Source organism: Coriobacteriia bacterium (genome assembly GCA_014859305.1).
GTDB lineage: Bacteria > Actinomycetota > Coriobacteriia > Anaerosomatales > Kmv31 > Kmv31.
In genome coordinates this window covers 15,345-32,996 of the sequence record JACUUM010000029.1, presented here as the reverse complement: position 1 = coordinate 32,996, position 17,652 = coordinate 15,345, and the positions used below count along the sequence as shown (strand labels likewise).

The window sequence follows — 17,652 nt, the reverse complement described above, 5'->3', positions numbered from 1 at the left end:
CCGCGAGGCCCACGAGCTCGCGCGTCTTCTCGTCCAGCGTCTCGGTGTACTCGAACCGCAGGATCTGCCGTCTGATCGCCATTCCGCAGCCTCCCGACTCGCGTCCTCCCGCCCCGTCCGCCGACGGGCTCGGTCCGCCATCCGTCTTGTTCCCAACCGCCGATCGCCTGCCACCTCCTCGGTGAGCGTCGCGGACGGCACGCTCCCCGAAGGTGCGCTGCGCGGCGACGCCCCACTCGAGGTCGTTGTTGTTGACGCTTCTGATTTCTCTGACTATTCTGATGATGATCCGGGCGCGTCGAACGAGCGGAGGCCGGCATGGCGAAGGAGAGCGCGGGCGGGGGCTGTGGGCCGGAGCCCGCCTGCTGCCGGATGGAGGCGGTGGTGAGCGTGGACGAGCGCGGGCAGCTCGTGCTGCCGAAGCACGTCCGGACCAGGCTCGGGCTCGAGGCGGGCGACAAGCTCGCGGTGGTGACGTACGGCGAGGGCGCCGGCACCTGCTGTATCGCTCTGGTGCGCGCCGACAGGTTGGCCGAGGCCGTCAGGGACATGCTCGGCCCGTTGCTGGAGGGAAGGTGACCGGGGATGGACGACGTCAAGAGGGCGGTGCGTGAGCGCTACGCCGCGCGGGCTCGGGCGAACGCCCCCGAGCGTCAGGAGTGCGCGTCGCCGGCCTGCTGCGATTCAGGGGGCGCCGGCTGCCAGGCGGGCTACTCCCCCGCCGAGCTCGCGGAGGTCCCGATAGGCGCCGGCCTGGGTCTTGGCTGCGGCGACCCGACGGCGGTCGCGGCCCTGCGGGAAGGCGAGACGGTGGTCGACCTGGGCTCGGGCGGCGGCATCGACTGCTTCATCGCGGCTCGGCGAGTCGGCCCTGCCGGCAGCGTGATCGGCGTGGACATGACCGCCGAGATGATCGACCTCGCCCGGCGCAACGCGCGCGAAGGCGGCTACGGCAACGTCGAGTTCCGCCTCGGCGAGCTCGAGGCTCTGCCGGTCGCGGACTCCGTGGCGGACGTCGTGATCTCGAACTGCGTGGTCAACCTCGTCCCGGACAAGCCGCAGGCGTTCCGCGAGGCGTTCCGCGCGCTCAAGCCGGGGGGGCGACTGGAGGTGAGCGACATCGTGACCCTCGGAGAGCCGCCCCAGGCGCTCAGGGACTCGGTCGATGCCTATGCGGGGTGCCTCGCGGGCGCCTCGCCCAAGGAAGGCTACCTGGCCGACATCGCGGCCGCGGGGTTCGAGGACGTGCGGGTCACCGAGGAGCGCCCGTTCGCGGACGAGGACGACTCGACGTTGGCGATGCTCGTGGACGACCTGGGACTGGCCGGGCGGCTGTCGCCGGAGCAGGCGCGAAACGCCGCGGGCCTGTTCGCGAGCGTGCACGTCAGCGCGCGCAAGCCCGTCGGATAGCCACGGGCCGGCGGGAACCGCGGAGCGACCAAGCGGATCGGCCGGCCGGCCTCGCTGCCGGCGGCGGCCGCGCTACTCCCCGAAAACGCCGCCCCCGCCCAGCTCGCCGCCCATGTCCGCCCCGACCCCGGCGCCGAAGCGCTCCTGCGCCACGCGCCGGAGCTCGCCGACGAGGTCGTCCCGGGCCCACTCGCCCTCGGGCATCTCCTCCATGAGCCGCTTGACCTCCTGCGGGAGGTCGGAACCGCGTGCCTTCCCGAGCAGCTCGTCGCGAGAGACGCGCTCGCCGGTGTTCTCGGCGATCCAGCCCTGCATGCGGTCTATCTGCGCCATGTCCATGACGTCCTCCCTGGCCTCAGGGCCGATCCCTACCCCTCCAGCCGCTCGCGGTAGGCCGCGTAGTCCGTGTCGTGCAGGAAGTCGAGCACGCGCCTGCGGCCGATGCGCAGCAGTACCCACGGAGCGAACTTGAACTGCAGGTGCAGCCACGCCCACTCGCGGAGCCTGTCGAACCCCCCCAGGGTCCTGAGATACGCTCGGTGCCCCGGTCCCAGGCGCCGGTACCGCAGCAGCAGCCCGCCGAGGAACGCGCAGGTGAGCCGGACCCGCGAGTAGAAGCGGCGGTACTCCGCGAGGACTCGGTCCTGCATCTCGCGTGGGGACATGTTCTCCGGGCGGATGGACACGTGCATGCCGTCGAGGAACCGCAGCTCCGCGAGGTCGCGGAAGATCACGCGGCCCGCACGCTCGTGCTCGGCGGTCCGCTTCGTGCCCGGGAGCGGCGTCTCGAACAGGTACTGGAGGCTGGTCACGTACCGGCGGGCGTAGCGGCCGTTGCGCCTCAGCGTCTCGACCGTGTCCCCCGCCAGGGCGATGAACATGCCGTGCACCAGCAGTCCGTACCCGCGCATCGCCTTCAAGGCGGCGGCCATGCGCGTGCTGTCGTCGCGCTTGCCGATCTCCAGGAGGCCGGCGTCGTCGGCCGACTCCACCCCCACGCACACCATCGTGGTCGGGGCGAGGTCGCGCAGCAGACGCAGGAGCTCGTGGTCGAGCCGCCCGTCCGAGTCGAACACCGCGTCGGCCCTGAGCTGCACCGCGATGGGCCGCGAGAAGCCGCGCTCGATCGCTCCTCGGAGGAAGCGCTTGAACGAGGGCTTGTTGGCCGCGGCGTTGTCGTCGATGAGGAACGCCCCTCCCCGGCCGGCTTCCTGGCAGCGAACGAGCTCCTCGACGCTCGTCTCCTCCTCGCGCAGCACGTACCGGGGCCAGATCTCGTGCACCTCACAGAACCCGCAGCGCTCGGGACACCCGCGCGAGCGCCACACGAGACCGGTCGTCCGCTGCTCCGCACCCGCCACCAGCGACTCGTCCACCAGCGGCAGCGCGGAGACCTCCTCGCGCGTGAGCTGACGCGGGGGCGGTCCGCTGCGCAGGGCGCCGTCCTCCATCCAGCACACCCCGGGCACGTCGCGCACGTCCGCACCCTCGGCCAGCTTCCGGAGGAACTCCGGCAGGGTGAACTCCCCCTCGCCCCTGATGACGTAGTCGGCACCCGCTTCGAACGCTCGTTGCGGCGCGCAGGTCGGCTCCGGTCCGCCGAGGACGATCGCGGCAGCCGGGTTCCGCCTCCGCGTCTCGCTCACGAGGTCGCGAGTGCGGGTGAGCGTGCAGGTGATCGCGGAGAACCCGACCACGCGGGCGCCGCCGACGAAGTCCCAGTCGATCGAGTCCTTGCCGCTCACGTCCTCGATGAAGCCGCGTACCTCGAACCCCGCGTCGCGCACCACCGTCGCGAGGATCGCCGTCCCGCGCCCCATGGAGACGTGGGAGTATATGTTCAGCCCGGGCGAGCCGGCTTCGACGAGCGCGACCCGCAGGGGCTCGGCCGGTACCGCCATGTGATCCCCCTCGAGAGTTTCGTACCCCGCTGACGGCGCGGCTGACCCTGGAAGAGAGGAGGGTCGCCGCGCGGGCGATGCTCATCGCAGTCCGCGACCCACTCTACGCCCCCGCCCTCGTTCTCGCCATGAGCCCGAGCGCCGCGAACGCCGGCGGCCGTCGGGCTCCGGATCCCTGACCGGCCGCCGAGGATTGCGCCGCGGCCCGGTTCGGAATCATCCCCCGCATCGGCCTTCAGGGCGCGACCACCCTGTTCGCGCTGCGCGCTTCCGGCGTTCGCCCCCGAGTCGTGCGCGCGGCGGCGGCGGCGCTGGCCGCGGCCCTCGTCGCACTCGGGGCCGGCACCCTGCTGGGACTCGACGCCCTGGCTCTTCCGGGGCTCGCGGAGGCGCTTGCCGGCGCGCTGCTGCTCGCCGCTCCCGTCGCGGTGCTCCGAAGGATCGCGCACCACTCGCGGGTGGAGGCGGGCACCGTCCTCGGCGCGGTGTGCGTCTACATGCTCATCGGCCTCGTCTTCGCCTTCGTCTTCACGACCATTGGCCGAGCAGGCGCGCCGCTCTTCGCGGGCCGTGCCGACGAGTACTCCGATCACCTGTACTTCAGCTTCGTCACGCTCACCACGACAGGCTACGGCGACCTGGCCCCGCTCACGAAGTCGGGGCAGGCCCTCGCGGTGCTCGAAGCGCTGATCGGGCAGGTGTTCCTGGTCACCTTCGTCGCCAGGCTGGTCAGCCTCTACGGGTCGGAGCGCTCTCGCGGCGGCGTGCGGTAGACCTCATCCGGCCTACCGCCACCCGGTCTCCGCATCCGGCGTCGTGCCCATACGTAGACCACCACGACGGCGACCAGAGCGGCCACCACGACGGCGACCAGCGGCGCGGACACACCCTCCCCGGTGAGCAGGTCTATGATCGCCGCCGACCCGACGGTGTAGAGCAGCACACCCGGAAAGCTCGCCAGCCCGGTCATGAGCGCGTACGTGCCGAAGGGAACGGCCGTCAACCCGAGCGCGTAGCCCATCACGCCGAAGTGGAAGACCGGGACGAACCGCACGAACCCCACGGCCAGGGGGCCGCTGGCCGCCACCGCGCCGTCCAGCCGCCGGAACCCGCGGCGGCGGCACAGCCTCTCGTGCACCTCGTCGCGCGCGACGTAGCGCGCGATCAAGAAGGTGGCCGCCGAGGCGCCGTTCACGGCGACGGCCACCGAGACGGTTCCCACGACCGGACCGAACAGAGCGCCGCCCGTGACGGCCACGACCCCGGCCGGCACGAGGACGGTGACGGCGAGGGCGCCGAGCGCTGCGTACGCGACCGGGCCGAGCAGCCCGAGGGAGGCCACCCACCCCTGGAGCCGCTCGAAGGACTCGCCGACGCCGAGGACCGGCCACGACACCGCCAGCATCGCGACGGCGGTGGCGAGGACGACGAACCGCCAGGGAAGCCGCTGCGTCCGCCTATCGAGGCCGTCGTCGGCCTCCATGCATTCCAGCATCCTGTCCGGCTCCACGACCCACCTCCTTCCAGGTCTGTACCCGGCGGCGCTGCCGCGGCCGCGCAAGGGGCATCTACCTTCCAGCCACCTGACAGGCGAGAGGGGATCGGAGCGGAGATGACGAGCTTCGACGAATCGGTCGACTTCTTCGACCGGATGCGGCAGTCCGAGTGGGGCAGGCGGGTCATGGAGGAGTTCATCGCCTTCATCGGCCCCCGGCCGTCCTGGACCGCTCTGGACATCGGCTGCGGCGCGGGCAACCTCTCGTTGACGCTGGCGAGCCGGGTGGCGCGTGTGGAAGGCATCGACGTCTCCCCGAGGATGGTGGAGCGCGCGAGGGAGAAGTGCGCCGCCTCGACGCCGGCGAACTGCGCCTTCCGGGTCGCCCGGGCCGAGGAGCTGCCCTACGCGGAGGTCACCTTCGACCTCGCGACCACGTCCTCGGTGCTCTACCTCGTCTCCGATCAGCCGCGGGCGGCCGAGGAGATGGCGCGCGTCACGCGCTCGGGCGGGCTCGTCGCCCTGCACGAGCCGACGCCCCTGATGACGCCGGCGCGCATGGACCGCCACCTGGAGGAGAGGCGGGCCGCCGGAGAGGACGTCTCGGGGCCGTCGGGATGGGCACGGGCGGCGGTGTCGCACTCGCCGCTCACCGAGGAGCGCGTCGTCGAGCTGTTCGAGCCGCACGGCCTGCGCTTCGCCGAGTCGCGGCGGCGCATGGAGGGCATGGTGCTCGAGGCGAAGCTGCTGAGGCGGTGACGCCGGGCGCCCGCTCGTCACCCGCCGAAAGCCGCGGCGCGCAGCTCGCGCCAGCGCGGGTCGCCCACCGCCGCCTCGCCGCCGATCACGTAGAGGTCGAGCAACTCGCCGCGAAGCGAGCGCAGCAGCGCGGTCGCCTGCCGGTCACGGCCGGCCGGCGGCGTCAGGACGAGCGGGGCGCGGAGACGCGCGCCCAGGGTGGACGCCGCGAGGCCGTCGGGGTACGAGGCCCCCGAGGCCGCGAGCGCGCGAAGCGGCAGGAACCCCTCGGCGAGCGCGAGCTCGGCGAGCAGACGCGAGGTCTCGTAACGATCGCGCCCGCCCACCCGCCGCGGGGATGGCAGCCGCCGCAGCACGCTCTCGCTCACGGCGGCGGAGCCTCCCACCACGAGCGTGCTTCCCGCGCGGCTCGCCGCCACCGCCTCGCGCGTGACGCCCGGCAGCGAGCTTGGCCGCGTGAGCAGGATCGGCGCGCCTTCAGCGGCGGCGAGAGGGCCGGCCGACAGCGCGTCGGCGAAGCCCTCGCCGCTCGCGACGAACACGCGATCGGGGCGGCCCGACAACGCCCTCAGACGCACAGCCACCTTCGCCGCGGTCTCGTACCGGTCCCTCCCGGCGATCCGCTCCACGCTGACGCCCCTGAGCGAGTCGAGCCGCCTCGCCACGGAGCTGTCCACCGCCGGGCCGCCGCCGACGACGACCGCCTTCCTCGCGCCGAGTCTGGCGATCTCGTCGGCGAGCGCGGAGGGGAGGCGCGTGCGCGGCGTCAGCAGGATCGGCGCGTCGAGCGCGACCGCCAGCGGGCCGGCGACGAGCGCGTCGGGGAACGTCTCGCCCGAAGCCACGACCACGGTCTGCGCGCCGTTGGGGAACGACTTGCGCGAGACGCGCACGGACGTCTTCGTGCGGTCGGCGCCCGCGAGCCGGGAAGCGACGGGCTTCTGCTCGCGGGAGGCGAAGCCCTCCGGGGTGATGAGGAACAGCCGGTTCGCCTCGATGGAGGCTCCGTTGCGCCACTCCATGAACACCACCGAGGAATCGTCCCCCTCGGCGGCTTGCGGCTGGTTGTACAGCGTGCCGGGCTCGGCGGGCGAGAGAAGCTCGCCGCCCTGCCAGGCCTCCCCGTCGACCGACGACCACCGGCGGATCCCGCCCCCGCGGTCCTGGTACGTGCGGTCGCCGCCCCCGTCTCCCGCGCTGCCCCCCGTCACGACGACCGCCTCGAAGCCTCCGGTCGAAGGAGCGCGCAGCGTGCCGGAGTCGAAGAAGTGGTCGGTCTCAGCGATGGGCCCGTCGACCCACCCGGCGCCGTCGTAGCGCGAGAACCGCCACGCGTACGACGCCGGACCGGAACCCGAGCCCGTGAGGTAGAGCACGCCGGGGGTGCCGTCCGCGGCGATCCGCGGCGTGGGCTGGTTGACGTAGCGGCTGCCCGAGGAGACGACCCGGCAGGCCAGCGCCGCGCCGGAGCCCGGCTTGACCGGCAGGGCGGGAGCGGCGCCGCCGGCGTCGCGCCAGACCCCGTCCGTCCCTCGGCGGAGGAAGTGCAGGTCGTACCGGGCCCACTTGGCCCGATCGCGGTAGGCGGCGAAGTCCACGCGGACGAACGCGCACGCCACCGTACCGTCCTGCCCTGCGGCGAAGCCGGCGTACCAGAGGTTCTCGCCCGAGGAGGCCAGCACCCGCAAGGGCGCGGACCATGTGCGTCCCCCGTCGGGCGAGGTCCGTGACGTCCAGCACTGCCCCTGCCCGGGGAGCTGCTCGCGCATGAACAGCTCCAGCGTGCCGTCGGCTCTCACGACCGGCTGGGGGTAGGTCGTGCTCGAGCCGATCTCGGGCATCGCGAGCCAGGCGCCGATGTCGAGCGGGCGCTCTGAGCGAGCGTGACGCATCGGGTCGTGGTGCGGGCCGTAGAACACGTGGACGTACCCGCCGGAATCCACCGCCAACGCGGGAGCGCCGTGCGTGTCGCCGGCGAGAGAGCTCTGTCCCACGCGCACCGGCCCGCGCCACGCGCGCGTGTCGTGCCGGTACTCCGCCACGTAGGGGTGCAGCCCCGGACCCTGGTACGCCACGAACGTGCGCTCGCCGACGGTGAGCGCCTGGGGCCGGATCGCGAAATCGAGGTAGAAGGCCTCCTTGGCCCCGTCGCGGACGAAGAACGGCCGAGGAGCGCCCGCGGCCGCGGGAGCCGGCAGCGCGAGAGCCGAGGCGAGCGCGAAGACGAGAGCGCCGCTGCGTAGCCGGCGGTTCCGGTTGGCACGACGGAGGTGCACGCGTTCCTTCCGCAGGGGGCGACACAGAGTGTGGCGGGGGGCGCGAGCCGGGGTCAAGCCCCCTCGGGCGGCGCGGGTATGAACACGCGAGCGACGAAGGGAGGCAACCATGGGGCGGACGCGATTCATGCTGTCGTACGGGACGGTGACCGCGCTGTTCGGGCTCGGGACGTTCGCCGCCGCGCACGTGTTCTGGCCGCTGGCCGTCGTCGCACCCGTGTACCTCGTGGTCGTCTGGATGGTCCTCCACCGGCTGCGCATGTGCGCATTCTGCCGGCAGAGGGATTGCCCGGGGCACCCCATCGGGCGGCCGCCCGCGGGCGCCGAGCCGGGCTTCCGCGGCTGGGAGAGGCCGGCGTTCTACACGTCGTTCCCGCTGATGGTGGGCGCGCTGCTGATCGCGGTCTTCATCTACGACCGCGTCTTCGGGTTCGTGGCGCTGGGTTATGCTGCGTTCGCGCTGTGGTCCTACGGCACCAAGGTCTGCCCCACCTGCGAGTTGCCCTGCCCGCTGTCCGCCGCGCGGGGCGCCGCAGCCGCCGGCGCTAGTACTCGTCGGGTGGAGGAGCGGGTCCCTCGCCGGTAGCGCCGCGCCCCTCGCCTTCCGATGACGGCGGGGCCTGCGTCGCCTCGCCCGCCTCCTCGCGGCGCAGGCGGGCGGCCAGGTTGCCGAGCTCCACGCTCACGCGGTCCAGCGCGGAGATCACGTGCGGGCGTGCCTTGTCGGCCGCGTCGACCGACGCGTCACGGATGCCGCGTGCGGCACGTTCCGCCTCCACCCGCGCGCGCTGCGCCTGCGGGGAACCCGCGGCGCCGGAGAACGCCTTGGAGACCGTGTCGCCGAGCTCCCGAAGGCTGTCTCCGAACTCCGTCCACACGTCTCGCCCCGCGCCGGCGGCCTCGGCCGCCTCGGGCATGGGCTGCATCATCGAGAAGACCGTCCCGCCCGGGTCGCGCATGTACGCGACCCACCCGATCCGCGGGACCTCGCTCTTCCCTGCGACGACCTCCGCCCCGGAGTCCACCGCCCGCATGATCGCGTCGTCCAGGTCCGGCACGTCGACGGTCAGCGCGACGCGCTGATCGCCGGCCACGCCGAACGGCGCGATGGCGCCGTCGATGCCGATCTGCTCGCGGGGGCCGGTGCCGACCAGGTGGTACTCGAAGGGCCCCGACCAGGACTCGATGTGCCAGCCGAAGACCGACCGGTAGAACTCGGTCACCTTGGCGGTCTCGTCGGTGTAGATCTCGAAATGCACCACTCTCCCCATGGCTCCTCCTCGGCTCGGGGCTGCCCGCGCGCGTCGGGGGACGGGCGCGAGGGCCACACGGTGGATATTCCCCTAGCGGCTTCGCGAACCCGCCCGTCTGCGGATCGCGATGAGGATGCCCGCGCCGATCGCGAGCACGGCGCCGAGGACCAACAGCGGCACGGGGTCGAAGGCCGCCTGGCCGTAGAGGCCCAGCACGATCCTCGGCACGCGGACGAGCGTGCGGACGGCGTCCCCTGCGCCGAAACGCTCCGGCCCGCTGAACGCCACGACATAGGGGCCGGTGCGCCTGCCCCCGGATCCGGGCGAGACGCGCAGGTAGTAGCGCTGTCCGGCCTCGAGCGTGACCGTCGCCTCCTCGCCGCGGTACAGCGTCTGCAGCGTGAACGGCTCGAAGAACGTCTCGCGCCTCGGCGGGCTGGCCGCCTCCGCCACGAGGCGCGCCCCCGTGCCCGTCGCGCGCTCGACCGTCACCACCGGGCGGAAACGGCCGAGGTCCTCCTCGGCGGGGACGAGGATCGACACGTGTGTCGAGACGGGCTCCGAGGGCGTGAAGTCGTAGACGTCGAACAGCTCGTCCTCGGCGAGGTAGCCGTAGACGGCCAGGGAGACCTCCGGCGCGCGGACCCCCACGGCGCCGGGATACGGCTCGCTCGGGCGGCCGACCTCGTCGGAGGAGCGGGAGGGCTCCAGCACCGGAACGTGGGCGTACGCCGGAGCGGGCGCCGCGAGGGCGCACGCGAGCGCGACGGCCGCAAGGGCGGCTGCCGGGGCGGCGGTGCGGGCGAGGGGGGTCATGGCCTCTCCTTCCAGGATCATCACCGGTTTGATACCCGACCCGCCGGACGCGGATGTCCGGGGAGGGCACGTCGCGCCGGTTACCGCCGCCCCGCGCGCGGGTACCCGCCCTGCGAGGCGAGGACCGACGAGGAGGTGGTGCCGATGACCAGAGCCGCGAGGGGCCGTCGTCTGGCGATGCTGCGGCACCTGGAGGACAGCGCGACCCGGTCGGTGGAGGGCGTCGCCGGCCGGGCCGACGACGAGGCGCTCGAGGCGCGGGTACGGCGGATCGCCGACGACCACGAGCGGCACGTGCGCGAGCTCGACGACGCGCTGGAGCTGCTCCACCGCCGGCCGGGATCGGGCCTGCCCGAGGACTTCCGGGAGAGCGTCGGCGCCAGGACGGCAGCCCTGGACGCGGCGGAGGGACGCTCGGAGACGCTGCGCGAGGTGCTGGTGACCGAGCGGTTCGCCGCCGGCCAGTACGAGGACGCGCTGGCGAGCGGCGAAGTGGGCGACCTCGACGGCCTGCTCGCGCGGCACCTCGCGGACGAGCGGTCGCACGCGTACGCGCTCGAGCACGTCTTCGGCGGACGCTGAGGGCGGGCGGCTACACGAAGGGCGGGGCGCCGAGGAGATCGTCGGCGCGGCGCGCGTCCTCCCGGTCACCCAGGTCGGCCACCGCCGTCAGCAGAGCCGCCGCCTTGTCGCGCTCGGCCGTGGCGCCGTCCGCGTCCCCCGCGGCGCCGCGCGCCTCGGCCCGGCGGGCGAACACCTGCCCCAGCAGGAGGGCGCGTTTGGCGTCCAGGCGGCCGCCGGCGCCCAGCAGCGACACCAGGCTCGCGCCGGAGAGCGACTCGACGAAGCGCGGGTCCATCTCGAGCACCAGCCCGAGAGCCTCGCCGGAATCCTCGAGCGCCTCGCCGGCACGCCCCTCGGCGATCCTCAGCGCCATGCGGCGCAGCACGGCGCCCACCTGCTCGATGAGGCGCAGGATGTAGTCCTGCTGGTACAACGGCTAGGCTTCCGTCCCGTCGCGCCCGCTGGCAGGGGCGGCGTACCACGCCGCCGCCGGGAGCGCGTCCCGGACGGTCCTCGGCATCCGCACTCGGCACCTCCGCCTCTCGCGGCACCCATCGACGCCCCTTCCGGCGATACTCGGCGCGCCGGCCCGCGCCCGTCAAGTGCGTCCCGCACACTGGAGGGCCGGGCCTGTTCCGGCCGGGGATCGGATGTCGGCGCCAGACGCCGGCCGGACCGGGGGCAGGAACGAGCGGCCGCGCCCCGAATCCTCTTCCCGGGGGCAGGGCACCGACCCCGGGAACGGACACGACCATGGCGCTCGCGGAGACGCTGGGCAGGGTCGAGGCGGACATCGAACGGGGGGACCTCGGCAAGGCGCGCGACCGCCTGCTGGGCCTGCTGCGGACCTACCCCGCGAACCTCTACGTCCGCGACAGACTCGGCGAGGTCTACTGGCGGCTGCAGTACCCGGAGCTCGCCGGGCGGTACTGGTACCTCTTCGAGCCCGTCACGCCGGAGATGGAGCGCGCGTGCGCCGCCTTCGAGCGCAAGTTCGCCGCCGATGCCAGACCGATGCTCGCCGAGATCTCCTACCGAGGAGGGATCGACGCGATCGCGGGCTCTTTCGCGGAGCGGCGGCTGCGCGAGCTGGCCGCCGCCGCGGGCGCCGACCTCCGCTGCTTGGAGCCGAGGACCCGCCGGCGGCGTACGGAGCGCGAGGCGGTGATCGGAGGAGCGGCGTTCCTGATCATCGCCACGTGCATGCTCGTGTTCTCGCTGGTAGGGATCGTGGTCACGCTGCAGTGGCTCTTCCACGCGTTCGACTGAGCCCTGGCGAGGACCGCTCTCTCAGCCGCGCCCCGCCCCTGCCACGGGGGTGGACTGCTCGACGCGCGGCGCCGGCGTGGACGCGGGGACGACCAGCGTCTCGCCGGACGGCGAGGGAGCGATCGCCGGGGCGCCGGCCTCGCGGCGCGGCCGCCCCCCGGCTCCGGGGACGTCGAGCACGAAGGTGACGGACCGCGGGGTGCCCGCCTCCCCGGTCTCCGGAAGCGCGAGGCGCAGCGCGACGGCGTCTCCGGGGAGCAGCACGGAGGCGTGCTCCACGGTCTCCGGCGCCACCCGGGACGCCAGGAGGCCGGCGCGCCATTCCCGGGTCGAGCGATGGCCGCCGGCCGCGGCGATGTCGAGCGCCAGAGTGCCCGCCGCGGCGAAGGCGAGCGCCCGCTGTGCGGGCATGACCGACGCGACCAGAAGGGCCGCCCGGGCGCCGGGGGCCTCGGACAGCCGGAACGCCTCGCTGATCAGCCGCAGTGCCTTCTCGGGCGCGACGCCCTTGGCGGCCAGCGCGTGGAACGCGTGCCTCACGGCGTCGGCCTCGAAGCCGCCCTCGTCGGCGAGGCAGACCGCGAGCGCCGCTTCCCCGGAGCCCGATCCCGTCACGTCCCACCACGCCAGGGCCTCCTCGACGGAGGTCCGGAAGTGCAGGCGCAGCACGTCGAGGCGACCGCTGCGCCCGGTCCGGACCCCGCCCGAGGGGTCGACCTCGTAGCAGGCGGCCCGGTCCGGCCGGGGCTGGGAGCCCATGGGCGTGGCGGCAGGCTCGGCGGCGGCCGCGGGCTCGGCGAGCGGTTGCGCGGCGGCGGGTGCGGCGGGGGGCGCGGGTGACGGCGGCGGGTCCGGGCGGTCCTCGGCGGGGGCGGCCCGCTCGGAGGCGAGCAGCAGCGCCACGGCGTCCGCGAGCGACTCGAGCGCCGCCCGGAGAGGCGTGTCGAAGCGCGTGGGCTCGGGCCACTCCAGCCCCAGCACGCCCAGCGGCCGGCCGGAGGCGACCAGCGGGAGCAGGCAGTACGCCTGCGTCGCGATCCCCTCGCGCCAGCGGGCGATGCCGCTCCCGCCCCGTCCCGGGCCGGCGCCGTGAGCCGAAGCGCGGAAGACCGCGCTGCGCTCCGCGAAGGCCTGGGCCGTCTCCGCCATCGACTCGAAGCCGGCCGGCACGATGTGCTTCGTCAGGGGCGCGTGGCTGCCCGCCGCCGCCACCGGCTTGAGCACCACCCGGCCGGAGCGGTCCTCGGCCAGGGAGAGTATCGCCGCGCTCAATCCGAGCCCGCCGACGCACGAGGCCACGGCCGCCTCCCCGGCGGCTTCCTCGCCGGCGCAGCCCTCGCGCCCGAGCCCGAGAAGCTCGCGCACGAGGCGCGCGACATCGTCGAGACGGGCCTGGGCCGTGGCCGCCTCCGGCGTACCCCCTTGGATCATCACGCCTCCCGGACCGGATGGGTCTTGGGACAGTATACGCAAGCGAAGGCGCGGGCGGGGCGGCGTTGTGTAGCGCCCTGAGCGGGCGGGAACCTACCTCTCCCGACCTGCGATAGGAGCCGGCGATGGCACGCCAGAGAGAGAGTCTGAGCGAACTCGCCTTCATGGAACGGGAGCTGTCCTGGCTGGCCGACGAGGCCGCCGGGCGCATGACCGACCCCGACGTCGCCGAGCACCTCAGGGACCTCCGCGACGACCACGAGAACGCCGCCGCACGGCTCGGGGAGGCGCTGGAGGACGCCGGCGGGGAGGCGGGCGTCCCGGGCGAGCTGCGCGAGTCCGTCCGGGCCCTTCAACGTGGCGTGCGTCACGCGCACGACGCCGACGGCGTGGTCGCCGCGATGCTCGACGCGGAGCGGGCCGGCCTGGCCTCGTACGAGTCGGCGCTGGAAACGGGCCTGCCCGAAGAGACGGGCCGGCTGGTGCGGGAGCGGCTCGCGCAAGCGCGCGGCCGCGTCGGCTTCCTCGCCGAGGTCGCTCCCGAGATGCTCCCCCGCCGGTAGCACGCGCCTAGGGGACCCGGGGGAGCGGCTCGTTCCTCGACGTCTCGGTCGACGCCCCGGGTTCCAGGTACTTACGCCGCAGCCCGCCGATGAGCTCGTGGAACTCCTCGTGCCGTCCCTCGCCCACTGTCACGCGCTCGTGCTCCTCGTACGCCTCGGCGAGCCGGCGCCTCTCCTCGGGAGGGAGCGCCTCGTCGGCCATGGGGAAGAGCACGTCCTCCTCGGTGTCGATGTGCCGCCGGAGGAGCTCGGCGTAGCCGTGCAGGTCTCCGGCCAGCTCGCGGGCCACGGTGACGTCGCCGGCCTCGTAGCGGTCGAGCCGCTCGGCGATGCGCCCGACGTAGTTGCGTCCCATGACGTGCTCCCCAATCAGCAAGCCGATGGTGTCCTCGGCTCCCGCCACTCCGGCCTCGCGCATCGCCGGGAAGAGCATCCGCTCCTCTTTGGCGTGGTGGCACGCATCGACGAACTCCCTAAGGAACTCGAGGATGTCCCGCATGTCCTCGGCAGGGACCGAGCGCGCCTCCTCGAAGCGCTGCTCCATCTCCTCGATCACGCCCAGCACCGCCATCACGGCGCGGTGCTCGGTTCGCAGGTCGGCCGTGCACTCCGTCGGCGTCATCGCCGCCTCCTTCCCTCACCGGTAGTGATACCCCCGCTTCGCCGACGGCCCGCTCGAGACCGGCGTGCTTCTCGCAGTCGACGGGGCTCGGGCGCGAGGCTCGGGGCGGCGGGGCTCGAGCGGCGGACGCTCACGGGCCGGCGCCACGCGGTACCGTCAGTTTAGCCCTCCAGGCCGTTCGGAAAAGTGCATACGAAGACCGAGGAGGTGGAGCAGATGCATCGCGAGGAGCGCGAGGGCGACGAGGAGCGGCTGCCCGCTCAGCCCCTGCCGGACACCGAGCTTCCCGAGGCGCCTCCCGACGCCGAGGACTTCGTGGCCGATGACGCGGCCGTCGTGCGCGGGACGCCCGGCGAGGCGGGTTCGGAGGTGGCGCACCGCCCGCCCTCGCCGGGAGAACCGTTCCCGGGCGGAGGGGACATGGCCGACGCCGAGGTCGAGCGCGACCTCGAGGACCTGTGAGGCACGGGCACAGTTACCCCGCGCCACGCGCGGGTATCAACCGGGCACGCCGGCGGCCGGGTCGTCTCGGCCGTCCCGGCGTCCACACGAGCGTCTAGGGGGCGGAGGATGGACGAGCACGCAGCGGTCAAGAGGATCACGCATCTGATGCGCATGGAGGAGACGGCGCGCGAGGCGTACGACGCGGCACTGGCCAAGGTGCCGGGCAGCAAGATCCGTCCGTCGATGGTGCGGTTCCGCCAGACCCATCAGGAGCATGCCGAGGGCCTGCAGCGGCTCACGGCCGAGGTGGGCGAGGGGCCCGTGGGCAGCGGCGCCTACCAGGCGTACATGGACGACGTGGTCGACTCCGTGCGGCAGGCGCGGGACTACCACGGCCTGTTCTCCACGATGCGCACGATGGAAGCGGCGCTTCGCCTCCAGTACGAGGAGGCCGTCGGGTCGGGGCTGCCGGATGAGGCGGCTCAGACGGTGCGCGCCTACCTCCGCGACGAGCAGGAGATGCCGAACCTGCTGAACATAGCCGGTCATGGACTGGGCCAGGCCTGACGCGGGAGAACCGGGGAACAGCCGCGGGAGGGGACTATGAACGACCGGGAGACCGTGACGACGCTCGGGACCTTGCGCTACCTGCACGACCGCTCGGCGGAGATGGCCGACGCGGCCATGGCCACGCTGGGCGACGGGGAGGCCGCCAGACTGGTGGCGGGCTTCCGTGACGAGCACGCCAGGCGCTCCGAGGAGCTGGCGGGCATGCTCTCGCGGATGGGAGCGGCGTCGGCCTCACCGCCGCCGGGCTTCGGCGAGCTCGAGCGCGAGCACCTGCGGCTGGTCCGCGAGGCCGGGCGCCGGGACGAGGCGCTCGAGGCCCTGCTGCTGATGGAGGAGGTCGCCGCCGCTCAATACGGCCTGGCCTCGGCGATGGAGCTTCCCGAAGAGCTGGCGTCCACCGTGCGCGAGCACCTCGCGTCCGAGCAGTGGCACGTCTCGGCGCTGGCCGACCGGATCGGGACGCTGCCCATCGAGGTCGCCGGCGGCGGGGTCTCCACGGACCATCTCTACGTCGACGACAGGAACCCCGACGACTTCGACTCCACCCCCGAGGGGTTGTCGCACTCTCACTAGCGCCCTCGCGCTGCCACCCGGCGGCGCGGGTGACGCATCCGGTGAGCGTGGAGTAGCGAGGCGAAGCACAGGCCCGCCCCCAGCGAGAGCCTGGCCAGGCCGTCGAGGCGCAGCGGACTCTGCCCGTAGAGCCCGAGCCATATCCTCGGCACCTTCGCCGTGGCGCTCAAGCCCTCCGTGGCGCTGACGCGTCCGGTCCCGGCGAGGTTGACGACGTAGGGCCCGCGGTACCCGTCCGGACCGGGTTCGACCCGCACGTAGTATGTCTCGCCGGACTCGAAGCGCACGCGAGCCGGGCCCGTGGGCCGCAGCTTCTCCAACGAGATCGCGTCGTACACGTGGTCGTCGGGGGCCGCTCCGGCCTCGGCCGACCACGCGATCCGCTCTCCTCGGGCGTCGAGGATCGCGAGCGCCGGCATGGCCTCGCCGCCGGACTCGAGCGGGACGCTCACGGTGATCCCCTCCTCGGCGGTGACCGGCATGATGAACACGTAGGCGTCGAAACGCTCCTCGGGGCCGAGGTACCCGAAGACCGCTCGCGAACGGTCCGGCGGAGGGATCGGGATGGCGGCGGGCAGCGGTTCTCCGGCGTAGCTGCGCGCGTCCGACTCGGCTCCGAGGGGCTCGGTCCCCGGAAGGCGCGTGAACACGGGCAGCGGGGCGAGCAGGAGCGCGACGGCGGCCACGACGGATTGCGCGGCCCCCACGGCGAGCACGCGGCGCAACCCGCGGCCGGGGGGCCTCCCGTGGTCTGCCGCCGACGATGACCGAGGCTGTCGCATCCGCCGCCTCACCCCGCCTTCTGACACCGGGGACACCAGTACGCGGAACGGCCGCCGAGCTTGACCCGCTCGACCGTGCCGGCGCACCGGCCGGGGCACGGCTCGCCCTCGCGGCGCCGGCGCAGCAGCCAGCCTTCCGGCATCCGGGCCGGGTCGCCCTCGGCCTCGACGGCGGCGCGCAGGACTTCGCGCAGGGCCCGGTACAGCCTGCGGCGCCTCGGCGCGCTCATCCTAGCGAGCCTCTCGAGCGGCGCGATGCGGGCCTGGAAGAGGATCTCGTCGGAGTACACGTTGCCGATGCCGGCGACGAGGGACTGGTCCATCAGCGCCGCCTTGACCCGCCCGCGTCGGCGCTCGAGCAGGCGCAGGAACGCCTCCTCGGTGAGCGCGGGGTCCAGCGCGTCGGGGCCGAGCCGACGCGAGTCCGCGAACCCGCCGGGCGAGTCGGCCAGCGCCACGCGCCCGAGCCGCCGCCGGTCCACCAGCGCCAGCGCGCCGCCGCCGGCGCCTGCGAAGCGGAGCAGCAGGCGCGTCTCCGCCGGCGGGACCTCCCCCGCCTCGAGCCGCAGCAGCCGCCCCGTCATCCCGAAGTGCAGCGCGAGCCACGGCCGGGCGGCCCCGTCGGCGAGCCTCACGAGCAGGTTCTTGCCGATGCGGGCGGTGGAGGCGAGGCGAGCGCCTCGAAGCGCCTCGTGGAGCTCGCGCGCCCTCGTCCCGCGCGTGACGTAGCCGTCGACGCGCTCCACCTCGGCCACGCGCCGGCGCAGCGAGGTCCGCTCGAGGTAGCGCCTCATGGTCTCGACATCGGGCAGCTCCGGCACGGGCGGACATCCCCTCCCTCGACGGCCGAAAGAAGGGTACCCGCGACGGGCGCGCTCGAACGCGGCAGGCCGTCGGGACGGGAAGGGAGGCGGCTGCCGGTCG

General features: G+C 73.8%; 22 protein-coding genes. 11 read left to right on the top strand and 11 right to left on the bottom strand.

The genetic code is table 11. From position 1 onward, the window contains the following. Positions 1-318: 318 nt before the first annotated feature. Both IBX62_06795 and arsM read left to right on the top strand, forming a co-directional pair. A complete protein-coding gene (locus IBX62_06795) occupies positions 319-579 on the top strand; it encodes an AbrB/MazE/SpoVT family DNA-binding domain-containing protein (GenBank protein ID MBE0476782.1) in 261 nt (86 codons plus the stop codon). A gap of 6 nt (positions 580-585) precedes the next feature. Further along, positions 586-1,410: an arsenite methyltransferase gene (gene arsM / locus IBX62_06790; protein MBE0476781.1), complete on the top strand. Its 825-nt coding sequence runs from the start codon at positions 586-588 to the stop codon at positions 1,408-1,410. A 72-nt stretch (positions 1,411-1,482) separates the two neighbouring features. Here the strand turns inward: arsM and IBX62_06785 are convergent, their stop codons facing one another. Together IBX62_06785 and IBX62_06780 are read right to left on the bottom strand one after the other, a co-directional pair. Then, positions 1,483-1,743 carry a hypothetical protein gene (locus IBX62_06785; GenBank protein ID MBE0476780.1) on the bottom strand — a complete coding sequence of 87 codons (261 nt, stop codon included), beginning with the start codon at positions 1,741-1,743 and terminating at the stop codon, positions 1,483-1,485. A 35-nt stretch (positions 1,744-1,778) separates the two neighbouring features. Then, positions 1,779-3,311, bottom strand: coding sequence for a B12-binding domain-containing radical SAM protein (locus IBX62_06780; GenBank protein MBE0476779.1), 1,533 nt, complete (start codon positions 3,309-3,311; stop codon positions 1,779-1,781). A gap of 290 nt (positions 3,312-3,601) precedes the next feature. On the opposite strand from IBX62_06780, the gene IBX62_06775 reads away from it, so the two are divergent. Further along, positions 3,602-4,084 (top strand): two pore domain potassium channel family protein, encoded by a 483-nt coding sequence (locus tag IBX62_06775; GenBank protein MBE0476778.1) that lies wholly within the window; start codon positions 3,602-3,604, stop codon positions 4,082-4,084. Here IBX62_06775 and IBX62_06770 read toward each other — a convergent pair. Next, entirely contained in the window at positions 4,048-4,821 is a 774-nt protein-coding gene (locus IBX62_06770) for a TVP38/TMEM64 family protein (GenBank protein MBE0476777.1), read from the bottom strand. The two genes, IBX62_06775 and IBX62_06770, sit on opposite strands and share 37 nt — an antisense overlap. A gap of 102 nt (positions 4,822-4,923) precedes the next feature. Here IBX62_06770 and IBX62_06765 point away from each other — a divergent pair, with 102 nt between their 5' ends. Continuing rightward, positions 4,924-5,565, top strand: coding sequence for a class I SAM-dependent methyltransferase (locus IBX62_06765; protein MBE0476776.1), 642 nt, complete (start codon positions 4,924-4,926; stop codon positions 5,563-5,565). Between the two features lie 17 nt (positions 5,566-5,582). Here IBX62_06765 and IBX62_06760 read toward each other — a convergent pair whose 3' ends face one another. Then, positions 5,583-7,841 carry a cell wall-binding repeat-containing protein gene (locus IBX62_06760; GenBank protein MBE0476775.1) on the bottom strand — a complete coding sequence of 753 codons (2,259 nt, stop codon included), beginning with the start codon at positions 7,839-7,841 and terminating at the stop codon, positions 5,583-5,585. A gap of 109 nt (positions 7,842-7,950) precedes the next feature. Between IBX62_06760 and IBX62_06755 the strand changes: the two genes are divergently transcribed. Then, positions 7,951-8,427, top strand: coding sequence for a hypothetical protein (locus IBX62_06755; GenBank protein ID MBE0476774.1), 477 nt, complete (start codon positions 7,951-7,953; stop codon positions 8,425-8,427). Here IBX62_06755 and IBX62_06750 read toward each other — a convergent pair. Beyond that, entirely contained in the window at positions 8,387-9,112 is a 726-nt protein-coding gene (locus IBX62_06750) for a VOC family protein (GenBank protein MBE0476773.1), read from the bottom strand. The genes IBX62_06755 and IBX62_06750 overlap by 41 nt on opposite strands. Before the next feature lie 72 nt (positions 9,113-9,184). Then, positions 9,185-9,910, bottom strand: a complete 726-nt coding sequence (locus IBX62_06745; GenBank protein MBE0476772.1) for a hypothetical protein — start codon at positions 9,908-9,910, stop codon at positions 9,185-9,187. 144 nt (positions 9,911-10,054) lie between these two features. Between IBX62_06745 and IBX62_06740 the strand changes: the two genes are divergently transcribed. Beyond that, positions 10,055-10,492, top strand: coding sequence for a ferritin-like domain-containing protein (locus IBX62_06740; GenBank protein MBE0476771.1), 438 nt, complete (start codon positions 10,055-10,057; stop codon positions 10,490-10,492). Positions 10,493-10,502: 10 nt separating this feature from the next. Here IBX62_06740 and IBX62_06735 read toward each other — a convergent pair whose 3' ends face one another. Beyond that, positions 10,503-10,907, bottom strand: a complete 405-nt coding sequence (locus tag IBX62_06735; protein ID MBE0476770.1) for a hypothetical protein — start codon at positions 10,905-10,907, stop codon at positions 10,503-10,505. Between the two features lie 320 nt (positions 10,908-11,227). Between IBX62_06735 and IBX62_06730 the strand changes: the two genes are divergently transcribed. Continuing rightward, positions 11,228-11,743, top strand: a complete 516-nt coding sequence (locus IBX62_06730) for a hypothetical protein (protein ID MBE0476769.1) — start codon at positions 11,228-11,230, stop codon at positions 11,741-11,743. Between the two features lie 21 nt (positions 11,744-11,764). Here the strand turns inward: IBX62_06730 and IBX62_06725 are convergent, their stop codons facing one another. Beyond that, positions 11,765-13,174: a GAF domain-containing protein gene (locus tag IBX62_06725; GenBank protein MBE0476768.1), complete on the bottom strand. Its 1,410-nt coding sequence runs from the start codon at positions 13,172-13,174 to the stop codon at positions 11,765-11,767. A gap of 125 nt (positions 13,175-13,299) precedes the next feature. Between IBX62_06725 and IBX62_06720 the strand changes: the two genes are divergently transcribed. Next, the gene (locus tag IBX62_06720; protein ID MBE0476767.1) at positions 13,300-13,737 is read left to right on the top strand and encodes a ferritin-like domain-containing protein; all 438 of its coding nucleotides are present in this window, start codon (positions 13,300-13,302) and stop codon (positions 13,735-13,737) included. A 7-nt stretch (positions 13,738-13,744) separates the two neighbouring features. On the opposite strand, the gene IBX62_06715 is transcribed toward IBX62_06720, so the two are convergent. After that, positions 13,745-14,359, bottom strand: coding sequence for a hemerythrin domain-containing protein (locus IBX62_06715; GenBank protein MBE0476766.1), 615 nt, complete (start codon positions 14,357-14,359; stop codon positions 13,745-13,747). Between the two features lie 216 nt (positions 14,360-14,575). Here IBX62_06715 and IBX62_06710 point away from each other — a divergent pair, with 216 nt between their 5' ends. The 3 genes from IBX62_06710 to IBX62_06700 all read left to right on the top strand — a co-directional run bounded on the left by IBX62_06710 (position 14,576) and on the right by IBX62_06700 (position 15,946). Beyond that, positions 14,576-14,821 carry a hypothetical protein gene (locus tag IBX62_06710; GenBank protein MBE0476765.1) on the top strand — a complete coding sequence of 82 codons (246 nt, stop codon included), beginning with the start codon at positions 14,576-14,578 and terminating at the stop codon, positions 14,819-14,821. Between the two features lie 108 nt (positions 14,822-14,929). Next, positions 14,930-15,370, top strand: a complete 441-nt coding sequence (locus IBX62_06705; GenBank protein MBE0476764.1) for a hypothetical protein — start codon at positions 14,930-14,932, stop codon at positions 15,368-15,370. Positions 15,371-15,406: 36 nt separating this feature from the next. Further along, the gene (locus tag IBX62_06700) at positions 15,407-15,946 is read left to right on the top strand and encodes a hypothetical protein (GenBank protein ID MBE0476763.1); all 540 of its coding nucleotides are present in this window, start codon (positions 15,407-15,409) and stop codon (positions 15,944-15,946) included. On the opposite strand, the gene IBX62_06695 is transcribed toward IBX62_06700, so the two are convergent. Both IBX62_06695 and IBX62_06690 read right to left on the bottom strand, forming a co-directional pair. Beyond that, positions 15,943-16,662, bottom strand: a complete 720-nt coding sequence (locus IBX62_06695; protein ID MBE0476762.1) for a hypothetical protein — start codon at positions 16,660-16,662, stop codon at positions 15,943-15,945. The two genes, IBX62_06700 and IBX62_06695, sit on opposite strands and share 4 nt — an antisense overlap. A 74-nt stretch (positions 16,663-16,736) precedes the next feature. Further along, complete coding sequence (locus tag IBX62_06690) at positions 16,737-17,549, bottom strand: Fpg/Nei family DNA glycosylase (GenBank protein ID MBE0476761.1); 813 nt, start codon at positions 17,547-17,549, stop codon at positions 16,737-16,739. Between the last annotated feature and the right edge of the window lie 103 nt (positions 17,550-17,652).